Here is a 23,516-nt window from a genome sequence, read left to right as displayed (position 1 = left end):
CAGCAAGGGAGCGGATGGGCGAGAAGAGCCCCGCTTTTCCAGCCGAAATGGACCGTAAATATGTCAGATGCAATACGGGCAGTGATCCTCGGCATCATCGAGGGTGTGACCGAGTTCCTTCCCGTGTCCTCGACCGGCCATTTGCTGCTTGCTGAGCGCTTTTTCCATCTCGGCGAAGGCGCGTTCTGGGATTCGTTTACGGTCCTGATCCAGCTCGGCGCGATCCTCGCGATCGTCGTGTTGTACTTCAAGAAATTGTGGGACGTCGCGATCGGGATGTTCACGGGTGACGTCTATGCACGCCGCTTCGTGATCGGCGTGCTGGTGGCGTTCCTTCCCGCCGTCATCGTCGGTCTCGTCGGCGGCAAATACATCAAGAGTCTGCTGTTCAATCCCTGGGTGGTGTGCTTCTCGCTGATCGTCGGCGGCGCCATCCTGCTCTGGGTCGACAAGCTCGATCTCAAGGCGCGCGAGCATGACGCCACCCGGTTTCCGCTGCTGATGTATCTTTACATCGGTATCGCGCAGTGTCTGGCGATGATCCCGGGCGTGTCGCGCTCCGGCGCAACCATTGTCTCCGCCATGCTGCTCGGGGCCGATAAGCGCGCGGCGGCGGAGTTCTCGTTCTTCCTCGCCATTCCCACCATGATCGGCGCGTTCGCCTACGATTTCTACAAGAACCGCTCCGAGATGACGATGGACCACATGGGCATCGTCGCGATCGGCTTCGTGGTGTCGTTCGTCACCGCCATCATCGTGGTGAAGACGTTCCTGGAATACGTCACCCGCCACGGCTTCGTGGTGTTCGCCTGGTGGCGCGTGATCGTCGGCACCCTCGGCCTGATCGCGCTGGCACTGGGGCGGTAACCCCGAACTTCAAACAATTGACTGCGGGGATGGTTACGCGCTCTTGCGCTGGAATTGCCCGGCGGCGCGGAAACGCCAGAGATATTGCGGGGCGATCGCTTCAAGCGAGTCGGGCGCGATGCCGAGGCCTTCCAGCGTTAGCCCAGCGGCCTTCGCCGCGTCCGACACGACATTGTCGCGCGCGAGCAGCGTGACCTGGTCCGGCGTCAGCTTCAGCGCGCCCGGCGCGAATTGCAGGAAGTTGGCCTTGAAGCGGGCGAGGCCAAACGGCAGCGGCATCAGCATCGGCTTGCGATCGGCAATCGCGAGAATGGCCTCGATGATCTCGCGCATGGTCAGGACTTCCGGGCCGCCGAGCTCGTAGGTCGCGCCCGCCTTGGCCTTGCCGTCGACGGCATCCGCGACCGCGGTGGCGACGTCGCCGACATAGACCGGCTGCATCTTCGTGTCGCCGCCGATCAGCGGCAGCACCGGCGACATCCGCGCCAGCGCCGCGAAGCGGTTGGTGAATTGGTCCTCGGGGCCGAACATCACGGAGGGGCGGAAGATCGTCGCCGACGGCACCGCGGCCAGGACCGCGGCTTCTCCGGCCGCCTTGGCCCTGGCATAGCGCGAGGGCGATTCCGCGTCGGCGCCGATCGCCGAGACATGGATCAGCTGTGCCCCCGCGGCCGCGGCCGCCTTGGCGATGGTCTCGGCGCCCTTGGCCTGGACGGCGTCAAAACTCTGCGCGCCACCCTCGGCGAGGATGCCGACCAGATTGATCACGATCTGCGAATCACGCAGTGCCGCCTCAATCGAGGCCGGATAACGGACATTCGCCTGCACGGTGTGGACCTGCCCGACCTTGCCGGAGGGCTGGAGGTACCCGGCCAGCTCCGGCCGCCGCACCGCGACCCGGACCCGGTAGTCGCGCCGGCACAGCGCGCGGACGACATTCCGGCCCAAAAACCCCGATCCGCCGAAAACCGTGACGAGCGTGTCCAGATTCGATGCCATGGGATCCATTCCTGGGGTCCATATCCTGCGGGAAGAGTGCGTCTCGTCAGGCTTGTATCGGGCCGGTTTGCGATGCGCAATCCGCATCCCGAAGCGGGGTTCAAGCATGAATTGACAACCGCGTCACCGAACCGTAGTAACCGCCTCCGTGCCTAACCGGCATGCCCAGGTGGTGGAATTGGTAGACGCGCTGGCTTCAGGTGCCAGTGGCTTAACGGCCGTGAAGGTTCGAGTCCTTTCCTGGGCACCATCTCCTACTCAAGCGATTGAAATCGCTTTTGCAGGGAATTTGAGCTGCTGACCGGTACTCAAAACCGAGGCACGGCGCTCATGGCGTACCGAATGGCCTACATCGCTCGTCGGGTCGGCTCGGATCGCAGGCGATCTGGAGGCGGCTGGCTTCAGTCGCTCAGGGAAGCGCTACGCGCCGACAGCCGTTGCCCGGATACCAGGTGAGCTATGAACGACGTCCACCGCGCTCGCGGCCGAAGCCGTCATCGCTATGTGGGAAAAGGTCGGCAAAGCTGATGACCCCAAGCGCCTAAGAGGTCTCAATGCTCGTTGACCGCGGCGCCGAGCTTGATCAGGCTCAGCGAGCGGTTCGCGGTCTCGCGCAGGCGGCAGTAGCTCGCGCTGCCCCGGTACATGCCGGGATCGACCTTGTCGAAGACCGCGCAGAAGCCATCACGCGACGCGGCGAAAGTTTTCTGCGAGTCATTGACCGCCTTGATCGCGTCGGCGAACCCGCCGGCCTGAACCTTCTTTAGCGCCTCATTGGTTTTCTGCGTCCAAATGGCGAGTTCGCGCGCCGCGCAGGCTTTCCATTTGGCGACATCGTCATTCGCGCCCTCTGCCGCTTTGATGCAGGGGTCGGCGACGAGCCCAACGCACGCGCCGCCGAAACCGCCGGTTTTCTCCGCGGTCTTCAGGCAGCCATCGATCACCGCAAGTTCGGCTGGCGCGATGCCTTGGGCGAAAGCCATCGATGCGATCGGGAGGCTTGCTGCGAGCATCGCGACGGCAAGTTTGAGCTTCATTGGAGATCTCCGTTCGACGCATCGAAAATATGGAACAGAACACCACTGCGAGCGCATGAAGCTCAGCGAGACGGTAGACCGGCGGCTGTGGCGGAAGGGCCGGGCGTCGAGGGCGAAGGGAAAACGAGGGGGTATGCGGCTTCGCCTACGCCTCTCCAATCAATGCCTTTGATGTGCCTTGACCTGACTTACGGGATTTTCGACCAATAGGTGATACATGCAACTTTGGTCATCGAAGGCCCAGCGTTGGTTCACCTGAATGTGGAACAGGAGCTACGCTGACGAATGCTGACGGCGGGACCGCTTAAGGCACGCACTGGCGATCTCCACGCTGCGCGGTCGCGGTCTCGCGGGCCTCCATTTGGACAACTGAAGGTGACGATCGAGTCTTTTCCTGGGCACCACACCCAACCGAAGTCGTTGAATCGCTCCCGCCGGTGACACCACCTCCGCCCCCGAAGCCGGTGACTGCGGCCGCCGCCGCCGCCGAAACCGGTAGCTGAAGCGATTTCGGGCATTTTCCGGCAATGCGATTAATAACAGCTCGGGGATGAGACGATGCAGGTTCGCTTCGAAGATTTCCAAGTGTAAACAGCTGCTTGGGAGGCCTCGGAAGCCCGCCGTTGAGCGGAATTTCATTCCGCCAATCCCCCCCTCGGTTGCATCGTCCGAATTTACCCCGCTTTAGACAAACTAGCTCTAAGTCAGCGGGCAGGCTCGCATCCGGCCGTCGGCGAGCGCGGAGCCATCGGGCTCGCTTTGTCGTGGGGGAAGCGGTGGATCAGCATCAGGTCTGGCACGAGCCGGCATTCGACAAGGCTGCGAACGCGATCAGCCCGTTTCTCCTGAGATCGGGAATTTATCTGTTCCTGATCTCGTTCATCTGCCTGTTCTACGTCTTGAACGCGCCGCTTCTGCTCGGCCATTACGATCTGGGCTGGCATCTGGCGGCCGGAGATATCATCCGGGAACGCAACGCCATCCCGCTCCGCGACCCCTGGTCGTTCACCCACGGCGACAAGCCATGGCTCAACCTGTCCTGGCTCTGGGACGCGCTTGCCAGTGCGACGTTTCAATACGCAGGCTTTGGCGGCCTCGTCCTGCTGACGGTGGCCTGCGGCGCAGCGATCGTCGGCATCCTGACCGCGATCTCTCTCGGCTACGGCGCGTCGGCGATCGCGGTCTGCGTCTCGGTCTTCTTGGCCTGCCTGCTCTATCCCGCTTACGAAGCTTCGCCGAACATGTATCTCGCGGTCTCGCCGAATGCTTGCACGATGTTGTTCTGCGTCGTCTTCTATCGTGAATGCCTGCGACGAACGCGATGGTTCGTGCTTCCCGTGTTGATGGTGCTCTGGGCCAATCTGCACGGCGGTTTTCTGCTCGGCTTCTTCGTGATCGGCGTCTTCTGCGGCGGCGCCGTGCTCAGAGCGGCCTGGGCCGACCTCAGGATTCTTGCTCTCGCGGGGATCGGGTGCCTTGCCGCGACCTTCGTCAATCCGCTTGGCTGGAATATCTATGCCGGTGCCGCCGCGACTATGGGGCACTTCGTCCAGGGCAATATTGGCGAATGGCTGTCCTACTATCACAACATGGAAATGCCGGGCAGCATTCCCGGCATCCTGTACATGTTGGCCTTCGTCGCGCTCGAGCTTCGCTACAGAAACTCCAGACCGATCCCGCTCGAGCCGAGATTGATGTCCTGGCTGTTCCTGATTCTGGGGCTGTATCAGTTCAGGTACATCGCTTTTTTCTTCATCTTCTCGACCGCGCCGATGGCGCTTCACCTCAGCCGCTTGCTGCCTGAGCGTCTCACCGGTCGAGACGTGAGGGGAGCGTTGCTGGCCGCCGGCATCGTCGGTCTCGGCACCCTGCCGATGGCCTATTTGAACGTTGCGCCGGCGCTCGCACTTCCGCCGATGCTGTCGAGCGAAGATGCCGGCTATCTGCAAAAGCATCTCGCAGGTCGGCGGGTCCTGAACAATTGGAACGTCGGTGGCTACCTGATCTTCGCGACGCACGGCACCGTCCCCCCATTCGTCGATGGTCGCGCCGCGACCGCCTATCCGGACGATTTGCTGCGCGACTATTTCAAGCTGGTGAGCTGGGAGATCGACGAAGCCGCGTGGGACATGGTGCTCGACAAATACCGGATCGACGCCGTGCTGTGGGTCAAGGCGCACGAACAGCTGCGGCGATTTCTGGTGGAGCGGCGAGGCTGGCGCGAGCAATACACCGGCGCTTACGAGACCGTTTACGTCAGGCCGCAATCCGGTTTGGCCGGCGAAGCCAAAAGACAATGACAACTGGCGCCGCGGCTCTGTATGACCAGCCGCGCCTGATGCTTGCGCCGGCGGCTGCCAGCGGATACATCGCGGCCGGCCCTCGCCAGCATCTGTCCCGGGGATTAGCCTGCAAAGCGCACCGATTCGATTGAGGTTTGAAACGCCATGACCGTACGCCTGCACCGCGGCGACCTGCCCGATCTGTCCCGCTATACCGGAGCGGTGGCGATCGACACCGAAACCATGGGCCTGAACCCGCATCGCGACCGGCTCTGCGTGGTGCAGCTCTCGCCCGGCGACGGCAGCGCGGACGTGGTGCAGATCCCCAAAGGTCATACCGACGCGCCGAACTTGAAGGCGCTTTTGGCCAATCCCGCGAACACGAAAATCTTCCATTTTGCGCGGTTCGACGTCGCGGTGCTGTACCAGACGTTTGGTGTCATGACCGGGCCGATCTACTGCACCAAGATCGCCTCCCGCCTGATCCGCACCTATACCGACCGCCATGGCCTCAAGGACCTCGTGCGCGAGGTACTCAATGTCGACCTCTCCAAGCAGCAGCAATCGAGCGATTGGGGTTCCGACAGCCTGACCGAGCCGCAGCTCGCCTACGCCGCCTCCGATGTGCTGCATCTGCACGGCTTGCGCGAGCGGCTCGATGCCATGCTGGCGCGGGAAGGCCGCACGGCGCTGGCCAAAGCCTGTTTCGACTTCCTGCCGACCCGCGCTTTGCTCGATCTCCAGGGCTGGGCCGAAGAGGACATTTTCGCGCATTCCTAGAGTTTAGCGCGGCGGCAAGCTGGGCGGTCGCCCCGTTTCAGACACTTTCGTAACGGCCTGTCGCGGGCTGCATATTTTGGCGTTGCCGGCTACAATGGGGCGCCCGCCAGCCGGACAAGGCGAGCGACACCTCAGGAGCCCAGGTGAATTCGGCCCACAATGTCACCTACGACGCCGCGCTCGCGGCGAAGTTCGCCAGCGCGGCGCGCCACAGCCGCCTAGTGCGGATTCTGCGCATCGCGGTGCCGACGACAGTGGCCGCGGCCATGGGTCTGCTCGTCCTCATCTCGACCATTTTCAACCCGTTCCAGATCCCCGTGAAGCTCGACTCCGGAAATCTCGTGGTCACTGGCACGAAGATCACGATGGAATCGCCGCACATGTCCGGCTTCACGCCGGACCAGCGGCCGTACGAGCTCTGGGCCAAGACCGCGACCCAGGACATCACCGATCCCGATCATGTCGATCTCCATGATTTGCGCGCGAAGGTGCTGATGGAAGACCAATCGACCCTGTTCCTCGATGCCCGCACTGGACGGTTCGACAACAAGCAGCAGCAGCTCGACCTGCACAAGGACATCTTCCTGCGCACCTCGACCGGCTACGAGGCGCGGCTGAACTCGGCCTTCGTCGACATGGGCAAGGGCACGGTCTCCTCGGACGAGCATGTCGACGTCAAGCTGACCAACGGAACGCTGACGGCCGATCGGCTGCGGATCACGGAAGGCGGCGACGTCATCCGCTTCGAAGGCAATGTGGTGATGCACCTCGACAAGCTGGACGATCCTGCCGCCGCTCAGCCCGCGCCGACTGAATCCGCGCCGGCTGCGAAGACACGTACGCCCCAGAACAAGTCCGCCAATTCAAAGTGATTTTCATGATCAGGTTTTTTCCGCGCAACGACGGCAAGCGGCGCGTCATCCCGGGTGCGGCCGCGCTCGCCGTCGGCATCGCACTGGTCGCAACGGGTGCGGCGATCGCGCAGAGCACGATGCAAGGCGTGCCCAACGCGATGCAGGGCTTCTCGCAGAACCGCGATCAGCCGATCCAGATCGAGGCCGCCTCGCTCGAGATGCGCGACAAGAAGAAGGAAGCGACGTTTTCCGGCAATGTGAAGGTCATTCAGGGCGACACCACCATGACCTCGAAGACGCTGGTGGTGTTTTACGATTCGGGCGGCGACAAGCCGGCCGCGCCGCAGCCTGCGGCAAAGGCGGCAAAGGGGGCGCCGATGCAGTCGGCGACGCCGGGACCGGGCGGCAACTCCTCGATCAAGCGACTGGAGGCGCGCGGCAATGTCGTCGTCACCCAGAAGGACCAGGTGGTCACGGGCGAGACCGCCGTGTTCGACACCCGCACCAACCTCATCACCATGCTCGGGGGCGTCGTCTTGACGCAGTGCAAGAACGTGCTGCGCGGCGACCGGCTGGCGGTCGACATGACCACGGGCGTGTCGCGTGTGGAATCCGATAGCGGCCGGGTGCAGGCGCTGCTGCCGCAGGGCGGCGGCAATGATTGCGGATCCGGAGGCGCGGGCAAGCCCGGCGCGGGACCTCTGCAATTGCCTGGCGCAACTAAACCCAAATAAGTCAGCGTAGACCCAAGCCCGTCAAAGTAAATTTGAAGAATGATTTCAGACGCTTGGGTCGATCATCGCCGATCCGAGGTTGAAGCTTGCGCGCCGAGACTGTATCTAGCGCGAAGGGCTTTCGAAGCGGGCTTCGCCGCTTTTCGGGCGTGTTTCACTGGGCATGAGACATCCCTTCATTCATGCTGCGTCGGCGAATCCTGAAGCCGGCGCGGCAGATCGCGCGAAGACCGCGCAGGATCGTCGCGAAAGGCTAGAAGGCGGGGATGGTCGATCTCTTCAGCATGTTCCGTCGGCGCCCCGCCAAACGCGGCCGGCCAGGATTTGCGCGCCAGGACATCACCGCGCTCGCTGACAGCGTCGGCGGCCTCGTGGCCAGCCCTGTCAGGGACGCGCCGCCGATCGCCCGTAACCAGCCGATGCACGCACCCGATCAGTTCCAAGGGGACTATCAAGCCGAGCAGCCCCGGGCCCAGGCGGTTCATCCCGTGAGGGCTGCCGGCAGGCCCAACGGTTCCGGCGGGCCTCAGCTCTTGAAGCGGCCGGGCTTCCTGGCTGTGCATAGCGTGGAAAAGAGTTTTGGCAGCCGCCAGGTCGTGCGCGGCGTCAGCATCTATGTGCGCCGTGGCGAAGCGGTCGGCCTGCTCGGCCCCAACGGCGCCGGCAAGACCACCGTGTTCTACATGATCACCGGCCTGATCAAGGCCGATCGCGGCGCGATCGAGCTCGACGGCCACGACGTCACCAAGCTGCCGATGTATCAGCGCGCGCGGCTCGGGATCGGCTATCTGCCGCAGGAGGCCTCGATCTTCCGCGGTCTCACCGTCGAGCAGAACATCCGCGCCGTGCTCGAAGTGGTCGAGCCGTCGCGCAAGAAGCGCGAGCAGCAGCTCGACTCGCTGCTCGACGAATTCAACATCACGCGCCTAAGGAAATCGCCGTCGATTGCGTTGTCCGGCGGTGAGCGGCGCCGCGTCGAGATCGCGCGCGCACTGGCGACGCGTCCGAACTACATGCTGCTCGACGAGCCCTTTGCCGGCATCGATCCGATCGCGGTCGGCGACATCCAGGACCTCGTCCGCCATCTCACCAACCGCGGCATCGGCGTGCTGATCACCGACCACAATGTGCGCGAGACGCTCGGCCTCACCGATCGCGCCTACATCGTCTATGCCGGTGAGATCCTGACCGAGGGGAGCCCGGATGAGATCGTCGCCGATCCGGACGTGCGCCGCCTTTACCTTGGCGAGGAATTCCGCCTCTAGCCCGTTTTTCCAATTCGTCAAGACGTGTACATCGGGCTTGGACTAGGATAAGCAAAAATCGGACCAACTTTTGGGATCGGTTCTTGCTTCATGGCGCTTTCGCAGAGATTAGAGTTCCGGCAATCGCAGTCGCTGGTCATGACGCCGCAGTTGATGCAGGCGATCAAGCTGCTGCAATTGTCCAATCTCGATCTCACGACGTTCGTCGAAGAGGAACTCGAGCGTAATCCCCTGCTGGAACGGGCCAATGACGAGCCGCCCGCGGGCGAGGGCCCGGCCGAGACCGGCCAGTTCAATGACAGCGACGGCGGCCACAACGACGAGCCGGGCGGCGGCCCGGGCGAAGCCTTCGAGCCCGGCCAGGAAGAGTGGATGAGCAAGGATCTCGGCACCCGCGCCGAGATCGAGCAGACCATGGACACCGGGCTGGACAACGTCTTCTCCGAGGAACCGGCCGAGGCGGCCGCGCGCAACGCCCAGGATGCGGCGCCGACCACCTACACCGAATGGGGCGGCGGCGCCTCCGGTGACGAGGACTACAATCTCGAAGCCTTTGTCGCCGCGGAGACCACGCTCGGCGACCATCTCGCCGAGCAGCTCTCGGTTGCCTTCACCGGGGCCGCGCAGCGCATGATCGGCCAGTATCTGATCGACCTCGTCGACGAAGCCGGCTACCTGCCGCCGGATCTCGGCCAGGCCGCCGAACGGCTGGGCGCATCGCAACAGGACGTCGAGAACGTTCTTGCCGTACTGCAGAAATTCGATCCGCCCGGCGTCTGCGCGCGCAATTTGAGCGAATGCCTGGCGATCCAGCTCCGCGAGCTCGACCGTTACGATCCCGCGATGCAGGCCCTGGTCGAGCATCTCGACCTCCTCGCCAAGCGCGACATCGGAGCCTTGCGCAAGGTTTGCGGCGTCGACGATGAGGACATCGCCGACATGATCGGCGAGATCCGCCGGCTCAATCCCAAGCCCGGCATGAAGTTCGGCACGGCCCGGCTCCAGACCATGGTGCCCGATGTCTATGTCCGCCCGGGACCCGATGGCGGCTGGCATGTCGAGCTCAACAGCGACACCTTGCCGCGCGTGCTGGTCAACCAGACCTACTATTCGCAGCTCTCGAAGAAGATCGGCAAGGACGGCGACAAATCGTATTTCACCGATGCGCTTCAGAACGCGACCTGGCTGGTGCGTGCGCTCGACCAGCGCGCCCGCACCATCCTGAAAGTCGCAACCGAAATCGTGCGCCAGCAGGACGGCTTCTTCACCCATGGTGTGGCGCATCTGCGACCGCTGAATCTGAAGGCCGTCGCCGACGCCATTCAGATGCATGAATCCACGGTGTCGCGCGTCACCGCCAACAAATACATGGCGACCAATCGCGGCACGTTTGAGCTGAAATATTTCTTCACGGCCTCGATTGCCTCGGCCGATGGCGGCGAGGCTCATTCGGCCGAAGCCGTGCGCCACCACATCAAGCAGCTGATCGATGCGGAGGCGCCCTCCGCGATCCTGTCCGACGACACCATCGTGGAACGCTTGCGCGGCTCGGGCATTGATATCGCCCGCCGCACGGTCGCGAAGTACCGCGAAGCCATGCGCATTCCTTCCTCGGTGCAACGCCGTCGCGACAAGCAGAGCGCTCTTGGTAACGTCGTCTCCACCGCCATGGCCGATCGCTCCCGCAATCCCGAACCGGCCTGATTGCGCCGGCGCGAAATCGCGCTACTCTCGATCTGCTATCGGGCCCAAATCCAGGCCAGGCACGAACCAAGTGAGGTTCACATGACTCTCCGCATCTCGGGAAAGAGCGTCAACGTCGGCGAGGCCCTGCGCGGCCGCGTCAACGACCGGACTGAAGAGGTCCTGCGCAAATATTTCGACGGCAATTACTCTGGTCACATCACGCTGAGCAAGGACGGCTTCGGCTTCCGCACCGACTGTGCGCTGCATCTTGATTCGGGAATCACGCTCGAGGCCGATTCCAACGCACCGGACGCCTATGCCAGTGCCGACCAGGCGCTGGTGATGATCGAGAAGCGGCTCAAGCGCTACAAGAGCCGGCTCAAGGATCGCTCCGCCCGCAAGGCCCATGTCGCCTCCGCGGCGCTGGCCGCGATGGATGCCACCAGCTACGTGCTGGAGGCACCGGGCGAGGGTGAGGATGAGGACGAGATCACCGGCTACAGCCCCGTCATCATCGCCGAGGCCACCACCTCGCTGAAGCCGCTGTCCGTGAGCGAAGCGGTCATGGAACTCGACCTCAGCGGGGCGCCCTGCCTGGTGTTTCAGCACGGCTCCTCCGGCCGGGTGAACATCATTTACCGCCGGGCCGACGGCAATGTCGGCTGGATAGACCCCCCGGGGGTCAAGACGGACGGCAAGGTGGGTGGCAAGGCGTGAGGCCGTCGGGCGACGCTCTGGGGGCCCCGCGCCGGGGCCCCTTTCCGCCTTAACAATGACCGGGGCAAAGCTGCACGCGGGAGTTGGCACCGGGATTGCGTTGGAGTAGAAGCCCCCCACATCGGGGGCGAGCTAAGTCCGCCTCCTGCTTCATCTTGTTGACGTCGGCCCGCCTGGTTCTTTGTCCAGGCTGGCCAATTCGGAACCTGACGTTTTCATTCACCTCGGAAAACTTCCATGCCGATTACCGATCTGGTCGCGCCCGAGGCGATTCTCCCGGCATTGAAGGTCAACAGCAAGAAGCAGGCGCTTCAGGAACTCGCGGCCAAGGCCGCCGAGTTGACCGGGCAGAACGAGCGTTCCGTGTTCGAGGTACTCCTGCAACGCGAGAAGCTCGGCACCACTGCGGTCGGCTACGGCGTCGCCATTCCCCACGGCAAGCTGCCCAAGCTGGAAAAGATCTTCGGCATGTTCGCCCGCCTCGATCGCCCGATCGATTTCGAATCGATGGACGGCCAGCCGGTCGATCTCGTCTTCCTGCTGCTCGCCCCCGAAGGCGCCGGTGCCGATCACCTCAAGGCGCTGGCCCGCATCGCCCGCCTGCTCCGCGACCAGGACATCGCCAAGAAGCTCCGCGCCTCGCGCGATGCCCAGGCGATCTATTCGGTGCTCGCGCTGCCGCCGGCGACCGCGGCGTAACTCCCCTCCTTCTTGCAGGATAAGGCCCGATCGATTCTGGCACCTGGATTACGCGGCGCGCAGCAATCTCGTCATGCTCATCTTGAGCTCGAAGGTAGAAGACGCGAATATCTTCCCGTATGAGACGTAGGGCATAGGGGGCGGCCCTCACATCGTTAAGGGCCGTTCGCCGTTATGGACTGAGTGCACGTGACAGGGAATGGAAGGGCGCCGCTGCACATCGGTGCCGGGGCGGAAGAGCGGCCCGCGGCCGTGCTTCAGGGCGGTCAGCTTGGCGCCGGACTGCATACCGCAGCGGACTCCGATGCATATGAAAGCGCGATCTGGAAAGCGCCAAGCGCCGGCGTGGAACGGCTGGCCAGAAACGTGATCCGCAGCTCGATCACCCTCAACGTGATCGCATCAATGGGTGTTCTTCACCCCGCATTACTACCTTCAGAGTGGAGCTATGTGCAGCAGGCGGTCGCGCTGCTGATGTGGATCGTCTCGATCTATGCCAGTGTCTTCGTACGGCCGCGGGTCCGGATCCAGCCCAATCCAGATCTCATCGCGTTGGTCACATTTTATGCCCTCGCGGCCATTTCCGTTCTCTGGACCACGCTTTCCATCGCAGCGATCATGAAGAGCGTTGCACTTGTGGTGACGACTTTCGGTGCGTATTGCCTCATCACGCGTATCGACATCGACGAGATCGTCGGATCCACGGCGCTCGGGCTGTTCGTTCTGGTCGCCGCCTCGGCGTTGTGCGCCGTCTTCGTGCCCGAGATCGGCGTCGACCAGAGCTGGATGCACAACGGCCAGTGGCAAGGAATCTACGAATCGAAGCAGACGCTCGGCTTTATCAGCGCATATCTGATGTTCTTTGCCTGTTATCAGAAGATCACGGGGCAGGGATGGATTGCATTCCTCGTGTCGCTTGTTCTGGCATCGACCTGCGTCATCGCCTCGGAGTCGCGTGGTGCCGGCGCTGTCGCATTCGCGGCGGGCGGGCTGCTCGTGACTTCCATGTGGTCGATCCGCTGCATGAAAATCTATGCGGTGTTGCCATTCATCATGTGCATCCTGGCCGCTCTGCTGATGCTGTATTTTTACGTGACGGGGTACGATTCCATCCATCTCGGCGAGGCGACCGTCGATTTGACCGAGCGGACCTTCATTTGGCAGTACGCCATCGGCCATTTCAACGATGCGCCGCTGCTGGGCTTCGGCATCAACGGATTCTGGACGCGCCCGGCGATCTACGACTATTTCAACCAGAATCATGGCTGGGTGCTCGACAATTATCATAGCGGTTACATCGCGGTCGCGATTGAAACTGGATTTCTGGGATATTTGCTGTTCGTCACGAGCGTTTATCTGTTCTCGGAAAAGGTCCTCTATTTGATCGCCACCCGGTCGATCGATCGGTATCACTGCGCGCTGATCATCGGCTTCGTCGTCCTGAGCTTTCAATCGAACTTCACGGAGACGATGTTTCTTCGCTCGACAATGTTCACGTCGGTGCTGCTCGTCGCATTCTTCTTCGCAGTGTGCAGGCCGGTGCCCCAGCAGGGGCCTGCAGCAATGACGGGGCAAACAGGATGAATGCCATCCGCGTCCGCTGGACGATAGCCTTTCGTCTTGTCTTGGCACTATCCGTGCTTCCGATCTGCTTCCGGACCGAGGCAGCCGGACAGGCCAACACGCCCCCTGCTCCAAAATTGGGGCGCGGCATCAACATCCTCGGCTACGACGGCGTCTGGGAGGGAGGCCGAAACGCGCCATTTCGTCTGGACAACCTCACTGCGATCAGACGCGCCGGGTTCTCGCACGTTCGGATCAATTTCTTCGGCTTTAAATTCATGAATCCGGAGAAGGTAATGGATGAAGTCGTCTTGAGGCGGCTCGATGGCGTCATCGAGGAAGTGCTCGCCCGAAATCTCATCCCCATCCTGGACGAGCACGATACCCATGTTTGTCAGCGCGACATCTCCGAGTGCACAGACAAGCTGAAATCGTTCTGGACCCAAATCGCCGCGCGCTATGCCGGGAAATATCCAGCACTTGTCTTCGAGGTCCTCAACGAGCCGGGCGGGCAGATGTCGTCCACCGGCTGGAACGGCCTTCTGAACGAGTGCCTCAGCATCATCCGCGCCACCAATCCCCGGCGGACGGTCATCGCTTCGGTTCTCAACGTCGACGAGATGCCGGTCGAGGACCTGGTCCTGCCGTCGGATGACCGGAATCTGATCGTCACGTTTCACTATTACGCGCCGATCCGTTTCACCCATCAGGGCGCACCGTGGTCGCCCACATTCTCGCGAATCGGCCCGCTCGACTGGGGTACCCCGGAGGATAAACAGAAGGCCCGCGCCGATTTCGAGAAGATTCGGTCCTGGTCCCAAAGAGAAAAGCGCCCGATCTATCTCGGCGAGTTCGGCGTGTACGAGGCCGCTCCAGCCGAAGCACGGACCAGATATCTGTCATTCGTGGCGCGGAGCGCAGAGCGGCTTGGCTGGGCTTGGGCCTATTGGCAGTTCGATCATGATTTCGCGGCCTTCGACAGCGCGCGTCAAGCCTGGAAGCCGGACATCCTGCGGGCACTGCTTCCGGCCGGGCGTTGAGGTGCATCCGGGACGCGAGCCATCGCCGCACACTGCGTCATTGCGAGCGAGCGAAGCAATCCAAAATCTTGCCACGGAAAGATTCTGGATCCCCCAAAGCAAACGGGCACGCCTTCCTGCGAAGGCATGCCCGCTTGAAACCCTATTCGTGCGACGCGCGCGTGCTCAGTGCACGCTCACCGCTTGCAGCTCGTTGCTCCAGGCGTTGGCGATTGCGGCTTCGCGGCTGTCGGTCAGCATGATCGGCGTGCCGTCGGCGGCGTGGAGCGCGAAGAGCTTGAGGCCCGGCGCGATCTTCGGCGCTTCGGGAAACAGGCCCGGCACATCCTCAGAGCGGATCTGCTTCACATAGGCGATATGGCCTTCGCCGAGGGTTGCCAGCGTCTCCGGCGAGACGTTCTTGGCTTCGTATTCGAACGCAACGTGACCTTCACTCATGGTCTCGACTCCTCTCTCGAAACTAAGCGGTCGAGTCCGCTACTCGTTCCATTATTCGTGCTCATTGATAGCGATTGTCTTAACGATCCTCTCCGGTTCCGGCCGGGCAAGATCGATCGCCAGCAATCCGTTCTTCAGATCCGCACCCAGCACCAGCATCCCCTCCGCCAGCACGAAAGTGCGCTGGAAGTGGCGCGCGGCGATGCCGCGATGGATGTATTGCCGGGACTTGTCGTCCTGCTGCCGCCCGCGAATGACGAGCTGGTTTTCCTCAATGGTTACATCGAGTTGGTCGCGGGTGAATCCGGCGACCGCCAGCGTGATTCGCAGACGCTCGGGCTGGCCCTCCGACCGGTCGCACCTCTCGATATTGTAGGGAGGGTAACCGTCGGCGCCTTTGACGACCCGATCGAGCACGCGCTCGATCTCGTCGAAGCCCAGAAGGAAGGGACTGGAAAGCGTGGGAACACGAGACATAGTTTACAAAGTCCTCTCGAAGCGACTTTGGTGCATCAGGGCCCGTACAGGCACCCCTTGATCAGCAATATGGGCATATCCGCGTGTGGGTTCAAGGACGTAGCCGGGGCTGTGGACTGGCAGCTCACCCGCTCTGCCATGCACAAAAGCTGACTTGTCGCCATGGCGCGAAACGCCTGCCACAAGCCGGCCCGACGAAATTGCGGTGTGATTTTTCTCAACAAAAACAAACCCCCTTCTACTGTGCGTGGGGTTGTTTTCGCGTTTTTTAATCGACGGCCCAGCGGAACCCGGTCAGGCCTCGATCCGCGTCCGCCCATCGCCGCTGAACAGATGCAGCTTTTGGCGCATTGCTGCGACGCGGATCTTCTCGCCGATCGGCGGCGCCTCTGAGCCGGGAATGCGGACGATGACCTCGCCGGGCGGCAGTTCGCCGGGGTTGGCGGCGATGCGCTGCTCGTCCTGGGCCCGCGTGCCGTAAACGAAGGTTTCGGCGCCGACGCGCTCGATCGCTTCCACGGTGAGCGGAAGGGCGACGCCGCCGGCCGGGGTCTGGTCGGTGATGACGAAATCCTCCGGGCGAATGCCGAGGATGCCGGCGTCGGTGCTGCCGAGCTGCGACTTGATCTCGTCGGCGCGAATCGACATCAGATTCATCGGTGGCGCGCCGATGAAGGAGGCGACGAAAGTCGTCGCCGGCTTCTCGTAGATCGCCAAGGGATTGCCGACCTGCTCGACCTGGCCGCCATTCATCACCACGAGAATGTCGGCGAGCGTCATCGCCTCGAGCTGGTCGTGGGTGACGTAGATCGACGTGGTGTTGAGCCGGCGCTGCAATTTGCGGATCTCGACCCGCATCGCGATGCGGAGTTTGGCGTCAAGATTGGAGAGCGGCTCGTCGAACAGAAACACCTTCGGCTGGCGCACGATGGCGCGGCCCATGGCGACGCGCTGGCGCTGGCCGCCGGAGAGCTGGCGCGGCTTGCGCTCCAGCATCGAGGTGAGCTCGAGCACGCGCGCGGCTTCGTCGACGCGGGTCTTGACCTCAGCCTCCTTCATGCCGCGGTTACGCAGGCCGTAGGCCATGTTGTTGAACACGCTCATATGCGGATAGAGCGCGTAGTTCTGGAACACCATCGCGATGTCGCGGTCGGCGGGCTCGATCTGGTTGACGATGCGGCCGCCGATGTCGATCTCGCCGCCGGTGACGGTTTCGAGGCCCGCGACCATGCGCAGCAATGTCGACTTGCCGCAGCCGGAGGGCCCGACCAGCACGCAGAACTGACCGTCGCCGACATCGACGTTGACGCCCTTGATGGCCTCGAAGCCGCCGGGATAGGTTTTGCGGACGTTGCGCAGAGTGACGTTAGCCATGGGATTTACTTTTCCGTCTCCACGAGTCCGCGCACGAACAGTTTCTGCATCACGACGACGACGAACACCGGCGGCAGCATCGCAAGCACGGCCGTGGCCATCACGATCGGCCATTCGGTCAGCGCGTCGGTGGTGGTGATCATCTTGCGGATGCCGACCTGGATGGTCTGCATGTCGTCGCGGGTGGTGATCAGCAGCGGCCAGAGATATTGATTCCAGCCGAGGATGAAGAGGATCACGAACAGCGCCGCCATGTTGGTGCGCGACAGCGGCAGCAGCGTATCCCAGAAGAAGCGCAAGGGACCGGCGCCGTCGATGCGCGAGGCTTCCAGCAGCTCGTCCGGGACGGTCATGAAGAACTGGCGGAACAGCAGCGTCGCGGTGGCCGAGGCGATCAGCGGCAGTGACAGGCCCGCATAGCTGTCGAGCATGTGCAGATCTGCGACGATCTTGTAGGTCGGATAGATGCGCACCTCGACCGGCAGCATCAGGGTGATGAAGATGATCCAGAAGATCGGCATCCGGAAGGGAAAGCGGAAATAGACGATTGCATAGGCCGAGATGATCGAGATCGCGATCTTACCGACGGCGATCAGCAGCGCCATCACCAGCGAGTTCAGCATCATGTTGCCGACGGGCTCGCGGGTCGAGCCGCTCGTGCCGACGAAGATGGTCTGGTAGTAGACTTCGAAGAAATGACCGCCCGGCAGCAGCGACATCTGCCCGTTGGCGATCAGCGCGTTGTCCTGGGTCGAGGCGACGAACGCGATGTAGACGGGGAAGGCGACGATCGCGATCCCGATCCAGAGGATGATGTGGGCGATGTAGCGCCGGAAGCCCTCTTCCTCGACCATCAGTAGGTCACCTTGCGTTCGACGAAGCGGAACTGGATTCCGGTGAGCACGATGACCATGACCATCAGGATCACCGACTGCGCCGCCGAGCTGCCGAGATTGCCGCCCAGCAGGCCGTCGGAATAGACCTTGTAGACCAGCGTGACCGTCGACGTTCCGGGGCCGCCGCGGGTCATCGTGTCGATGATGCCGAACGTGTCGAAGAAGGCGTAGACGATGTTGACCACCAGCAGGAAGAAGATGGTCGGCGACAGCAACGGGAAGGTCACGGTCCAGAACCGCCGCATCGGACGGGCGCCGTCGATCGCGGCGGCCTCGAACACGCTCTTTGGGATCGCTTGCAGGCCGGCGAGGAAGAACAGGAAATTATAGGAGATCTGCTTCCACGCGGCGGCGAGGATGATCAGCGCCGCGGCCTGGTCGCCGTCGAGCAGCGGATTCCAGTCGACGCCCATATTGCGCAGATAGCGCGAGAGCACGCCGAGCGAGGGATGCAGCATGAAGATCCAGAGCACGCCGACCACGGGCGGTGCCACCGCATAGGGCCAGATCAGGAGCGTGCGGTAGAGCATCGAGCCACGCAGCGGCTTGTCCGCCATCACGGCGAGCAGCAGCGCAAAGGACAGCGACGAGACGGCGATGGCGAACGAGAACAAGAAGGTCCGGACGATCGCCTCGAAATAGGCTGCGTCCTTGAACAGCTCGACGTAATTCTCGAACCAGACAAAGGTGGTCGACAGACCGAACGCATCCTGGAGCAGGAAGGACTGGATCACCGCCTGCAGGGCCGGCCAATAGAAGAAAATCAGGACGATCGCGAGCTGCGGCGCAACCAGCGCGTACGGTAACAGTCTTGACTGGAAGATGGCTTGCTTTTGCATGATGCCAGCAGAGCGGCAGGCCGGGTCGCGGCCTGCCGCTCATTGCCTCACTTGACGGCGGTCTTTTCGAACTGCCGCAGCATCGTGTTGCCGCGCTCGACGGCGGCATCGAGCGCCTGCTTGGCGGTCTTCTTGCCGGCCAGCGCCTGCTCAATCTCTTCCGACCAGACGTCACGCAGCTGCACCATGTTGCCGAGGCGCAGACCGCGCGAATTCTCGGTCGGCTCCTTGTTGGTCAGCTCGAGCAGCGGGGTCTCGAGATAGGGCTGATCCTTGTAGAAGCCTTCTTCCTTCGCCTTGGCGTAGGCCGCCTTGGTGATCGGCAGGTAGCCGGAGGCCTTGTGGATGTAGACCTGGCGATCGGTGTCGGAGAGGAAGGTCAGGAATTTCGCGACGCCCTTGTATTCCTCGGCCGACTTGCCGCCCATCACCCACAGCGAAGCGCCGCCGATGATCGAGTTCTGCGGCGCGCCCTTGACGTCCGGATAATACGGCATCGGCACGGCGGTGAAGTTGAACTTGGCCTGTGCCTTGACGTTGCCGAAGAACGCCGACGAGGTCAGGTAGATCGGGCATTCGCCGGAGGTGAAGCGACCCTCGCCGGTGTTGGTGCGGCCGGCGTAGTCATAGGTCTTGGTCTTCTGCAGCTCGACCAGGGTTTCGAGATGCTTGACCTGAAGCGGTCCGTTGAACTCGAGCACGGTGTCGAAGCCGTCGAGGCCGTTGGCCTTGCTGGCGAGCGGCACGTTGTGCCACGCCGAGAGCTGCTCGAGATTGACCCAGGTGATCCAGGAGCCCGAGAAGCCGCAGGTGTCATGACCGGCAGCCTTCAGCTTCTTGGCGGCCTCGAACGTTTCGGGCCAGGTCTTCGGGATCTCTACGTTCGCCTTCTTCAGCTCGTCGAGGTTCACCCACATCACGGTCGAGGACGAGTTGAAAGGGAAGGACAGCATCTCGCCCTTCGACGTCGAATAATAGCCGGTGATGGCGGGCAGGTAGATCTTGGGGTCGAACTTCTCGCCGGCGTCGGCCATCAGCTTGTAGACGGGCTTCACGGCGCCGGTCGCGGCCATCATGGTCGCGGTGCCGACTTCGAACACCTGCATGATGTGCGGGGCGTTGCCGGCGCGGAACGCCGCGATGCCGGCGTTCATCGTATCGGGATAGTTGCCCTTGTAGGTCGGGATCACCTTGTAGTCGCTCTGCGACGCGTTGAAGTCGGTGGCGAGCTTGACGATGACGTCGTTGTTGGCGCCGGTCATCGCGTGCCACCACTGGATTTCGGTCACGGCCAAGGCCGGCGAGGCCGATAGTCCAACCGTGAGTGCAATAGCGGCAGCCGCTCCAAAATGTCGAAGAGCCATCAAGTAAACCTCCCTTGGGCCGTCAAAAATGATCGCTTGCGCTAGCAGCGCCATATGACGTTCACATGACTGTGTAAGCGGCCGAAACGAAAGCGGCAAGCGCTGGAAAAGGGAAGCCGTCAAATAGGCGAATGCCGCGCGCGCAGCGTCCTCCGTTCGCGGTGCACAGAGCGCCCGCACCGCACTGCGGCATTGCCGTGGGATGTGGAAGGCGAGGGCGCTAGCGCTTGCGCTCGGGGCCGCAGACAGTGCCCTGCTCGACCATCGCGTCGATCTCGGACCTGGAGTAGCCGAATTCGCCCAGGACCTCGGCGGCGTGCTCGCTGAATTTCGGCGGCAGGCGCCGCAGGCTCGGCTTGCTGCGGTCGAGCCGGATCGGCGACGCCACGCCCTTGTACCAATCCTTCTCGATAATGTCGCCGCGCGCGATCGTGTGCGGGTTGGTCAATGCCTGGTCGATCTTCTGCACGGGGCCGGCGGGCAGGCCCGCGGCGAGCAGGCGATTGCACAGCGGCTCGGCCTCCTGCTGGCTGAACACGGCGGCAAGCTCGGCCCGCAGCGCCTCGCGATTGCCGATGCGATCCTTGTTGCGCGCAAAGCGCGGATCGGTGCCGAGCTCGGGCTTGCCGATCTCCTTGGCGAGCTTGCGGAAGGTGCCGTCATTGCCGACGCCGATGAAGATGTCGTCGGTCTTGGTCGGGAAGATCGCATAGGGCACGAGGTTGGGATGCTCGTTGCCGGTGAGCGACGGCGGCTTGCCATGCATGAAATAATTCGCGGTGTGCGGATGCATGATGGCGAGACCGGTCTCGTACAGCGTGGTCTCCAGGAACTGGCCCTGGCCCGAGCGCTGCCGCTCCGACAGCGCCATCAAGATGCCGATCGCCGCATAGAGGCCGGTGCCGATGTCGACCAGCGGCACGCCGATCCGCATCGGTCCGCTCTCGGGCGAGCCGGTCGCCGCGATCATGCCGGTCATGGCCTGGATGATGGCGTCATAGCCGGGATTGCCGCCGCGCGGGCCGTCGGCGCCGAAGCCGCAGATCCGGCAATGCACGAGGCGCGGGAATTTTTCCCGCAACACCTCGTTGCCGATGCCCCATTTCTCCAGCGTGCCCGGCTTGAAGTTCTCGATCAGGACGTCGGCGCTCTCCAGCATCTTGAGCAGCACGGTCCGGCCGCCCTCGGAGGCGAGGTCGAGGCCGATCGAGCGCTTGTTGCGGTTGACGCCGATGAAATAGGCCGCGTCTTCCTCGTGGAAGGGAGGGCCCCAGTCGCGTACCTCGTCGCCTGCGGGCGGCTCGACCTTGATCACGTCGGCGCCATGGTCGGCGAGGATCTGGGTGCAATAGGGGCCGCCGAGCACGCGCGTCAGATCGATGACGCGCAGGCCGCTCATTGCACCCATGGCAGCTCCAGAACTGGCGGCTTCAGTCATGCCTTCGCGTCCCCTGTGTCGATGTGATCACAGGCCTAACGAGGTTCGTCCGAGCCGGCAATGGCTTCGCGCGTAGGGCGTCATGCAGGCCGCTTGCCGCAATCCCGCGAGATGGCAAATAAAGGGAAGCGGCCGGCCCGGGGGTATCCCGGGCCAGCCGCTTCACCGAAACCGGTCAGACCACCGTCAGGCGGACGTCGACATTGCCGCGCGTCGCGTTGGAATACGGGCACACCTGGTGCGCCTTCTCGACCAGCGCCTCGGCTTCCGCGCGGGCGAGGCCTGGCAGCGAGACGGCAAGGTCGATGTCGAGACCGAAGCCGCCGGCCGCGCGCGGGCCGATGCCGACGGTCGAAGTCACGGAGGCGTCGGCCGGAACCTTGGGGCCGCCCTGCGAGGACACGAACTTCATCGCGCCGATGAAGCAGGCGGCATAGCCCGCAGCAAACAGCTGCTCGGGATTGTTGCCGGCGCCGCCTCCGCCGCCGAGCTCCTTCGGCGTGGTGAGCTTGACGTCGAGCGCGCCGTCGAGGGTCGCGGCATGGCCGTCGCGGCCGCCGGTGGCCTTTGCGCTGGTCTTGTAGAGGACGTTCACTGACATTTTTGTCTCCCTGTGTTTTCGGGGTGGGGGCGCCATCTTTATCGCAGGCAATTAGATTGCGCGCAATTGAAATTATAGCGTCTCACATTTAATTGTTCGCAATTGAATGTAGCGACGGCCGGCCCCAGAATGGAGCAAGTCCTGTGAGATTCTCGATGCCCCGGAAACATTCGGCAGCGGACGCGCCGCTGCGCCTCGACAACCAGATCTGCTTCGCGGTCTATTCCGCCGCGCATGCGTTCAACCGCGTCTACAAGCCGCTGCTGGACCGGCTCGGCCTGACCTATCCGCAATATCTGGTGATGCTGGTGCTGTGGGAGCGCGACGACGTGCCGGTCAAGAGCATCGGCGAAAAGCTGCACCTGGATTCGGGCACGCTGACACCGCTGCTCAAGCGGCTCGAGGCGGCCCACCTCGTCAAGCGCACGCGCTCGAGCGAGGACGAGCGTCAGGTGCTGATCGCGTTGACGCCGCAGGGCCAGGCCTTGAAGGACAAGGCGCGGGCCGTGCCGCAATCGATTCTGGCGGCATCGGACTGCTCGGTCTCGGAGCTTGTCGCGATGAAGGACGAGATTGTGGCGTTGCGCGATCGGTTGAATGCGGTGATCGGGGAGTAGGGTTAGAGGTGCGCTCTTAGGACAGCCGCTTCTTTGTGAAGGCTCGGCCGGAGTGAGACTTCAGGTAGGCTTCAAAAGCGAGCGCTTTGTGCTTGTCAGGGGAAGGCGCAGTACCAGATCAGCTTCCAAGGCTTGAACTTGGCAGTGTGGGTGGATTTGCCAGCATTGTGCTCTGGAAACCGGCGCTTCAGATCTTCCGTAGCCCCAACGTATTCCTGCTCGGGAAATTCGATGCTGCGGAGGATGTAGACGTACCACATTGACGATTATCGCCCGGGCAGCCGCTGCGTGGGAGTCTCACCAGTCCGTCTTCGCCCTTCGGGCTTCGCCGGACACCACGCTTCGCCCTTCGAGCTCCGCGCGGCTGCGCCACGCGTAGCCCGAAGGGCGAAGCGTGGTGGAGCCAGGCGGGATCGAACCGCCGACCTCTTGCATGCCATGCAAGCGCTCTCCCAGCTGAGCTATGGCCCCTTAACCGTCCGACGCGCCTTGGGCGACGCGTCGGGAAAGACCCAGAACCACAGTTCTGGAATTATCTCAAGTCTCTTCGTCACCGCCGACATCACCAATGATGTCGGTGACGTCCTCATCGCCTTCTTCGTCGTCGGCGATAAAGGTCGAATCATCGTCGTCATCGTCCTCGATAGTTTCATCGACTTCGATGTCGTCCTCGGATTCGGGCACGACGGCCTTGACCTTGCCGGTGTTCTCCTCGGCATCGGCCTCCTCGAGCGAGACCTCCTCGACCTCCGCCGGCTCTGGCGTGGCGTCGGCGGCAGCGGCTGCGTGACGGGCTTCGGCACCGCGGGGTGCGCGAGCCGGCGCGATGGGCGCGATCGGCACGACTTCACCGGTATAGGGCGAGATCACCGGATTCTTGTTGAGGTCATAGAACTTTTTGCCCGTGGTCGGGCAAATACGTTTAGTTCCGAGTTCGGACTTGGCCACG

Annotated in this window: 23 protein-coding genes, 2 tRNA genes and 1 pseudogene; 13 read left to right on the top strand and 13 right to left on the bottom strand. The window is 62.9% G+C overall.

The genetic code is table 11. The features are described 5' to 3' along the window. Positions 1-60: 60 nt before the first annotated feature. Positions 61-867, top strand: a complete 807-nt coding sequence (locus BcanWU425_RS00600; protein ID WP_026233013.1) for an undecaprenyl-diphosphate phosphatase — start codon at positions 61-63, stop codon at positions 865-867. Positions 868-900: 33 nt separating this feature from the next. Here BcanWU425_RS00600 and BcanWU425_RS00595 read toward each other — a convergent pair whose 3' ends face one another. After that, positions 901-1,866: a complex I NDUFA9 subunit family protein gene (locus BcanWU425_RS00595; RefSeq protein ID WP_018455737.1), complete on the bottom strand. Its 966-nt coding sequence runs from the start codon at positions 1,864-1,866 to the stop codon at positions 901-903. 163 nt (positions 1,867-2,029) lie between these two features. Here BcanWU425_RS00595 and BcanWU425_RS00590 point away from each other — a divergent pair. After that, positions 2,030-2,116, top strand: a tRNA-Leu gene (locus BcanWU425_RS00590). 301 nt (positions 2,117-2,417) lie between these two features. On the opposite strand, the gene BcanWU425_RS00585 is transcribed toward BcanWU425_RS00590, so the two are convergent. After that, the gene (locus BcanWU425_RS00585; RefSeq protein WP_018455738.1) at positions 2,418-2,903 is read right to left on the bottom strand and encodes a lysozyme inhibitor LprI family protein; all 486 of its coding nucleotides are present in this window, start codon (positions 2,901-2,903) and stop codon (positions 2,418-2,420) included. 776 nt (positions 2,904-3,679) lie between these two features. Between BcanWU425_RS00585 and BcanWU425_RS00580 the strand changes: the two genes are divergently transcribed. The 10 genes from BcanWU425_RS00580 to BcanWU425_RS00535 all read left to right on the top strand — a co-directional run bounded on the left by BcanWU425_RS00580 (position 3,680) and on the right by BcanWU425_RS00535 (position 14,523). Continuing rightward, positions 3,680-5,203 (top strand): hypothetical protein, encoded by a 1,524-nt coding sequence (locus tag BcanWU425_RS00580; RefSeq protein ID WP_085349912.1) that lies wholly within the window; start codon positions 3,680-3,682, stop codon positions 5,201-5,203. 147 nt (positions 5,204-5,350) lie between these two features. After that, positions 5,351-5,965: a ribonuclease D gene (locus BcanWU425_RS00575; protein ID WP_007598566.1), complete on the top strand. Its 615-nt coding sequence runs from the start codon at positions 5,351-5,353 to the stop codon at positions 5,963-5,965. A 143-nt stretch (positions 5,966-6,108) separates the two neighbouring features. After that, positions 6,109-6,837 (top strand): LPS export ABC transporter periplasmic protein LptC, encoded by a 729-nt coding sequence (gene lptC / locus BcanWU425_RS00570; RefSeq protein WP_204513025.1) that lies wholly within the window; start codon positions 6,109-6,111, stop codon positions 6,835-6,837. Positions 6,838-6,842: 5 nt separating this feature from the next. Continuing rightward, on the top strand, positions 6,843-7,553 hold the full coding sequence (locus BcanWU425_RS00565; RefSeq protein WP_085385578.1) for an LptA/OstA family protein: 711 nt from the start codon (positions 6,843-6,845) through the stop codon (positions 7,551-7,553). 266 nt (positions 7,554-7,819) lie between these two features. Next, positions 7,820-8,818: an LPS export ABC transporter ATP-binding protein gene (lptB, locus tag BcanWU425_RS00560; protein ID WP_018455742.1), complete on the top strand. Its 999-nt coding sequence runs from the start codon at positions 7,820-7,822 to the stop codon at positions 8,816-8,818. A 90-nt stretch (positions 8,819-8,908) separates the two neighbouring features. Further along, on the top strand, positions 8,909-10,522 hold the full coding sequence (gene rpoN, locus BcanWU425_RS00555; RefSeq protein WP_085349908.1) for an RNA polymerase factor sigma-54: 1,614 nt from the start codon (positions 8,909-8,911) through the stop codon (positions 10,520-10,522). Between the two features lie 81 nt (positions 10,523-10,603). After that, entirely contained in the window at positions 10,604-11,221 is a 618-nt protein-coding gene (gene hpf / locus BcanWU425_RS00550; RefSeq protein ID WP_026233016.1) for a ribosome hibernation-promoting factor, HPF/YfiA family, read from the top strand. Between the two features lie 237 nt (positions 11,222-11,458). Then, positions 11,459-11,920: a PTS IIA-like nitrogen regulatory protein PtsN gene (gene ptsN, locus BcanWU425_RS00545; protein ID WP_018455745.1), complete on the top strand. Its 462-nt coding sequence runs from the start codon at positions 11,459-11,461 to the stop codon at positions 11,918-11,920. A gap of 183 nt (positions 11,921-12,103) precedes the next feature. Continuing rightward, positions 12,104-13,504 (top strand): O-antigen ligase family protein, encoded by a 1,401-nt coding sequence (locus tag BcanWU425_RS00540; RefSeq protein ID WP_231189592.1) that lies wholly within the window; start codon positions 12,104-12,106, stop codon positions 13,502-13,504. Then, positions 13,501-14,523, top strand: a complete 1,023-nt coding sequence (locus tag BcanWU425_RS00535; protein WP_085349906.1) for a glycoside hydrolase family 5 protein — start codon at positions 13,501-13,503, stop codon at positions 14,521-14,523. Before BcanWU425_RS00540 ends, BcanWU425_RS00535 begins: the two co-directional genes overlap by 4 nt. A gap of 165 nt (positions 14,524-14,688) precedes the next feature. Here BcanWU425_RS00535 and BcanWU425_RS00530 read toward each other — a convergent pair whose 3' ends face one another. From BcanWU425_RS00530 to BcanWU425_RS00495, 8 genes are all read right to left on the bottom strand, one after another. Beyond that, positions 14,689-14,961, bottom strand: a complete 273-nt coding sequence (locus tag BcanWU425_RS00530) for a BQ00720 family protein (RefSeq protein ID WP_007598581.1) — start codon at positions 14,959-14,961, stop codon at positions 14,689-14,691. Positions 14,962-15,012: 51 nt separating this feature from the next. Further along, positions 15,013-15,438 carry an Hsp20 family protein gene (locus BcanWU425_RS00525; RefSeq protein WP_027566176.1) on the bottom strand — a complete coding sequence of 142 codons (426 nt, stop codon included), beginning with the start codon at positions 15,436-15,438 and terminating at the stop codon, positions 15,013-15,015. A 294-nt stretch (positions 15,439-15,732) separates the two neighbouring features. Continuing rightward, positions 15,733-16,812: a sn-glycerol-3-phosphate import ATP-binding protein UgpC gene (locus tag BcanWU425_RS00520; protein WP_204513026.1), complete on the bottom strand. Its 1,080-nt coding sequence runs from the start codon at positions 16,810-16,812 to the stop codon at positions 15,733-15,735. Between the two features lie 5 nt (positions 16,813-16,817). Then, positions 16,818-17,666 carry a sn-glycerol-3-phosphate ABC transporter permease UgpE gene (gene ugpE / locus BcanWU425_RS00515; protein WP_007598587.1) on the bottom strand — a complete coding sequence of 283 codons (849 nt, stop codon included), beginning with the start codon at positions 17,664-17,666 and terminating at the stop codon, positions 16,818-16,820. Continuing rightward, on the bottom strand, positions 17,666-18,547 hold the full coding sequence (gene ugpA / locus BcanWU425_RS00510; RefSeq protein WP_018455751.1) for a sn-glycerol-3-phosphate ABC transporter permease UgpA: 882 nt from the start codon (positions 18,545-18,547) through the stop codon (positions 17,666-17,668). The genes ugpE and ugpA overlap by 1 nt, the downstream gene beginning before the upstream one ends. A gap of 47 nt (positions 18,548-18,594) precedes the next feature. Further along, entirely contained in the window at positions 18,595-19,911 is a 1,317-nt protein-coding gene (gene ugpB / locus BcanWU425_RS00505) for a sn-glycerol-3-phosphate ABC transporter substrate-binding protein UgpB (RefSeq protein ID WP_026233019.1), read from the bottom strand. A 220-nt stretch (positions 19,912-20,131) separates the two neighbouring features. Continuing rightward, positions 20,132-21,349, bottom strand: coding sequence for a CaiB/BaiF CoA transferase family protein (locus BcanWU425_RS00500; RefSeq protein ID WP_204513027.1), 1,218 nt, complete (start codon positions 21,347-21,349; stop codon positions 20,132-20,134). Between the two features lie 175 nt (positions 21,350-21,524). Further along, positions 21,525-21,950, bottom strand: coding sequence for an organic hydroperoxide resistance protein (locus tag BcanWU425_RS00495; protein WP_007598424.1), 426 nt, complete (start codon positions 21,948-21,950; stop codon positions 21,525-21,527). Between the two features lie 155 nt (positions 21,951-22,105). On the opposite strand from BcanWU425_RS00495, the gene BcanWU425_RS00490 reads away from it, so the two are divergent. Next, on the top strand, positions 22,106-22,567 hold the full coding sequence (locus BcanWU425_RS00490) for a MarR family winged helix-turn-helix transcriptional regulator (RefSeq protein ID WP_018455754.1): 462 nt from the start codon (positions 22,106-22,108) through the stop codon (positions 22,565-22,567). 16 nt (positions 22,568-22,583) lie between these two features. Here BcanWU425_RS00490 and BcanWU425_RS00485 read toward each other — a convergent pair. From BcanWU425_RS00485 to BcanWU425_RS00475, 3 genes and pseudogenes are all read right to left on the bottom strand, one after another. Beyond that, positions 22,584-22,827 (bottom strand): annotated as a pseudogene (locus BcanWU425_RS00485) (GIY-YIG nuclease family protein). 135 nt (positions 22,828-22,962) lie between these two features. Next, positions 22,963-23,038: transfer RNA gene (locus BcanWU425_RS00480), tRNA-Ala, on the bottom strand. A gap of 66 nt (positions 23,039-23,104) precedes the next feature. Continuing rightward, positions 23,105-23,515, bottom strand: a complete 411-nt coding sequence (locus tag BcanWU425_RS00475) for a TIGR02300 family protein (RefSeq protein ID WP_007598417.1) — start codon at positions 23,513-23,515, stop codon at positions 23,105-23,107. Between the last annotated feature and the right edge of the window lies 1 nt (position 23,516).

This window comes from Bradyrhizobium sp. WU425 (assembly GCF_021052305.1).
GTDB lineage: Bacteria > Pseudomonadota > Alphaproteobacteria > Rhizobiales > Xanthobacteraceae > Bradyrhizobium > Bradyrhizobium canariense_D.
The sequence above is the reverse complement of the archived record's forward strand: the minus strand, read 5'-3'. Positions and strand labels throughout refer to the sequence as shown.

What these genes read in the sequence shown, in the direction of transcription:
- rpoN (WP_085349908.1), top strand. Translation starts at nt 8,909, where the DNA reads ATGGCGCTTTCGCAGAGATTAGAGTTCCGGCAATCGCAGTCGCTGGTC.
- hpf (WP_026233016.1), top strand. Translation starts at nt 10,604, where the DNA reads ATGACTCTCCGCATCTCGGGAAAGAGCGTCAACGTCGGCGAGGCCCTG.
- ptsN (WP_018455745.1), top strand. Translation starts at nt 11,459, where the DNA reads ATGCCGATTACCGATCTGGTCGCGCCCGAGGCGATTCTCCCGGCATTG.
- BcanWU425_RS00575 (WP_007598566.1), top strand. Translation starts at nt 5,351, where the DNA reads ATGACCGTACGCCTGCACCGCGGCGACCTGCCCGATCTGTCCCGCTAT.
- BcanWU425_RS00600 (WP_026233013.1), top strand. Translation starts at nt 61, where the DNA reads ATGTCAGATGCAATACGGGCAGTGATCCTCGGCATCATCGAGGGTGTG.
- BcanWU425_RS00495 (WP_007598424.1), bottom strand. Translation starts at nt 21,950, where the DNA reads ATGTCAGTGAACGTCCTCTACAAGACCAGCGCAAAGGCCACCGGCGGC.
- BcanWU425_RS00585 (WP_018455738.1), bottom strand. Translation starts at nt 2,903, where the DNA reads ATGAAGCTCAAACTTGCCGTCGCGATGCTCGCAGCAAGCCTCCCGATC.
- ugpB (WP_026233019.1), bottom strand. Translation starts at nt 19,911, where the DNA reads ATGGCTCTTCGACATTTTGGAGCGGCTGCCGCTATTGCACTCACGGTT.
- ugpA (WP_018455751.1), bottom strand. Translation starts at nt 18,547, where the DNA reads ATGCAAAAGCAAGCCATCTTCCAGTCAAGACTGTTACCGTACGCGCTG.
- BcanWU425_RS00525 (WP_027566176.1), bottom strand. Translation starts at nt 15,438, where the DNA reads ATGTCTCGTGTTCCCACGCTTTCCAGTCCCTTCCTTCTGGGCTTCGAC.
- ugpE (WP_007598587.1), bottom strand. Translation starts at nt 17,666, where the DNA reads ATGGTCGAGGAAGAGGGCTTCCGGCGCTACATCGCCCACATCATCCTC.
- BcanWU425_RS00565 (WP_085385578.1), top strand. Translation starts at nt 6,843, where the DNA reads ATGATCAGGTTTTTTCCGCGCAACGACGGCAAGCGGCGCGTCATCCCG.
- BcanWU425_RS00535 (WP_085349906.1), top strand. Translation starts at nt 13,501, where the DNA reads ATGAATGCCATCCGCGTCCGCTGGACGATAGCCTTTCGTCTTGTCTTG.
- BcanWU425_RS00490 (WP_018455754.1), top strand. Translation starts at nt 22,106, where the DNA reads ATGCCCCGGAAACATTCGGCAGCGGACGCGCCGCTGCGCCTCGACAAC.
- BcanWU425_RS00520 (WP_204513026.1), bottom strand. Translation starts at nt 16,812, where the DNA reads ATGGCTAACGTCACTCTGCGCAACGTCCGCAAAACCTATCCCGGCGGC.
- lptB (WP_018455742.1), top strand. Translation starts at nt 7,820, where the DNA reads ATGGTCGATCTCTTCAGCATGTTCCGTCGGCGCCCCGCCAAACGCGGC.
- BcanWU425_RS00500 (WP_204513027.1), bottom strand. Translation starts at nt 21,349, where the DNA reads ATGACTGAAGCCGCCAGTTCTGGAGCTGCCATGGGTGCAATGAGCGGC.
- BcanWU425_RS00595 (WP_018455737.1), bottom strand. Translation starts at nt 1,866, where the DNA reads ATGGCATCGAATCTGGACACGCTCGTCACGGTTTTCGGCGGATCGGGG.
- BcanWU425_RS00530 (WP_007598581.1), bottom strand. Translation starts at nt 14,961, where the DNA reads ATGAGTGAAGGTCACGTTGCGTTCGAATACGAAGCCAAGAACGTCTCG.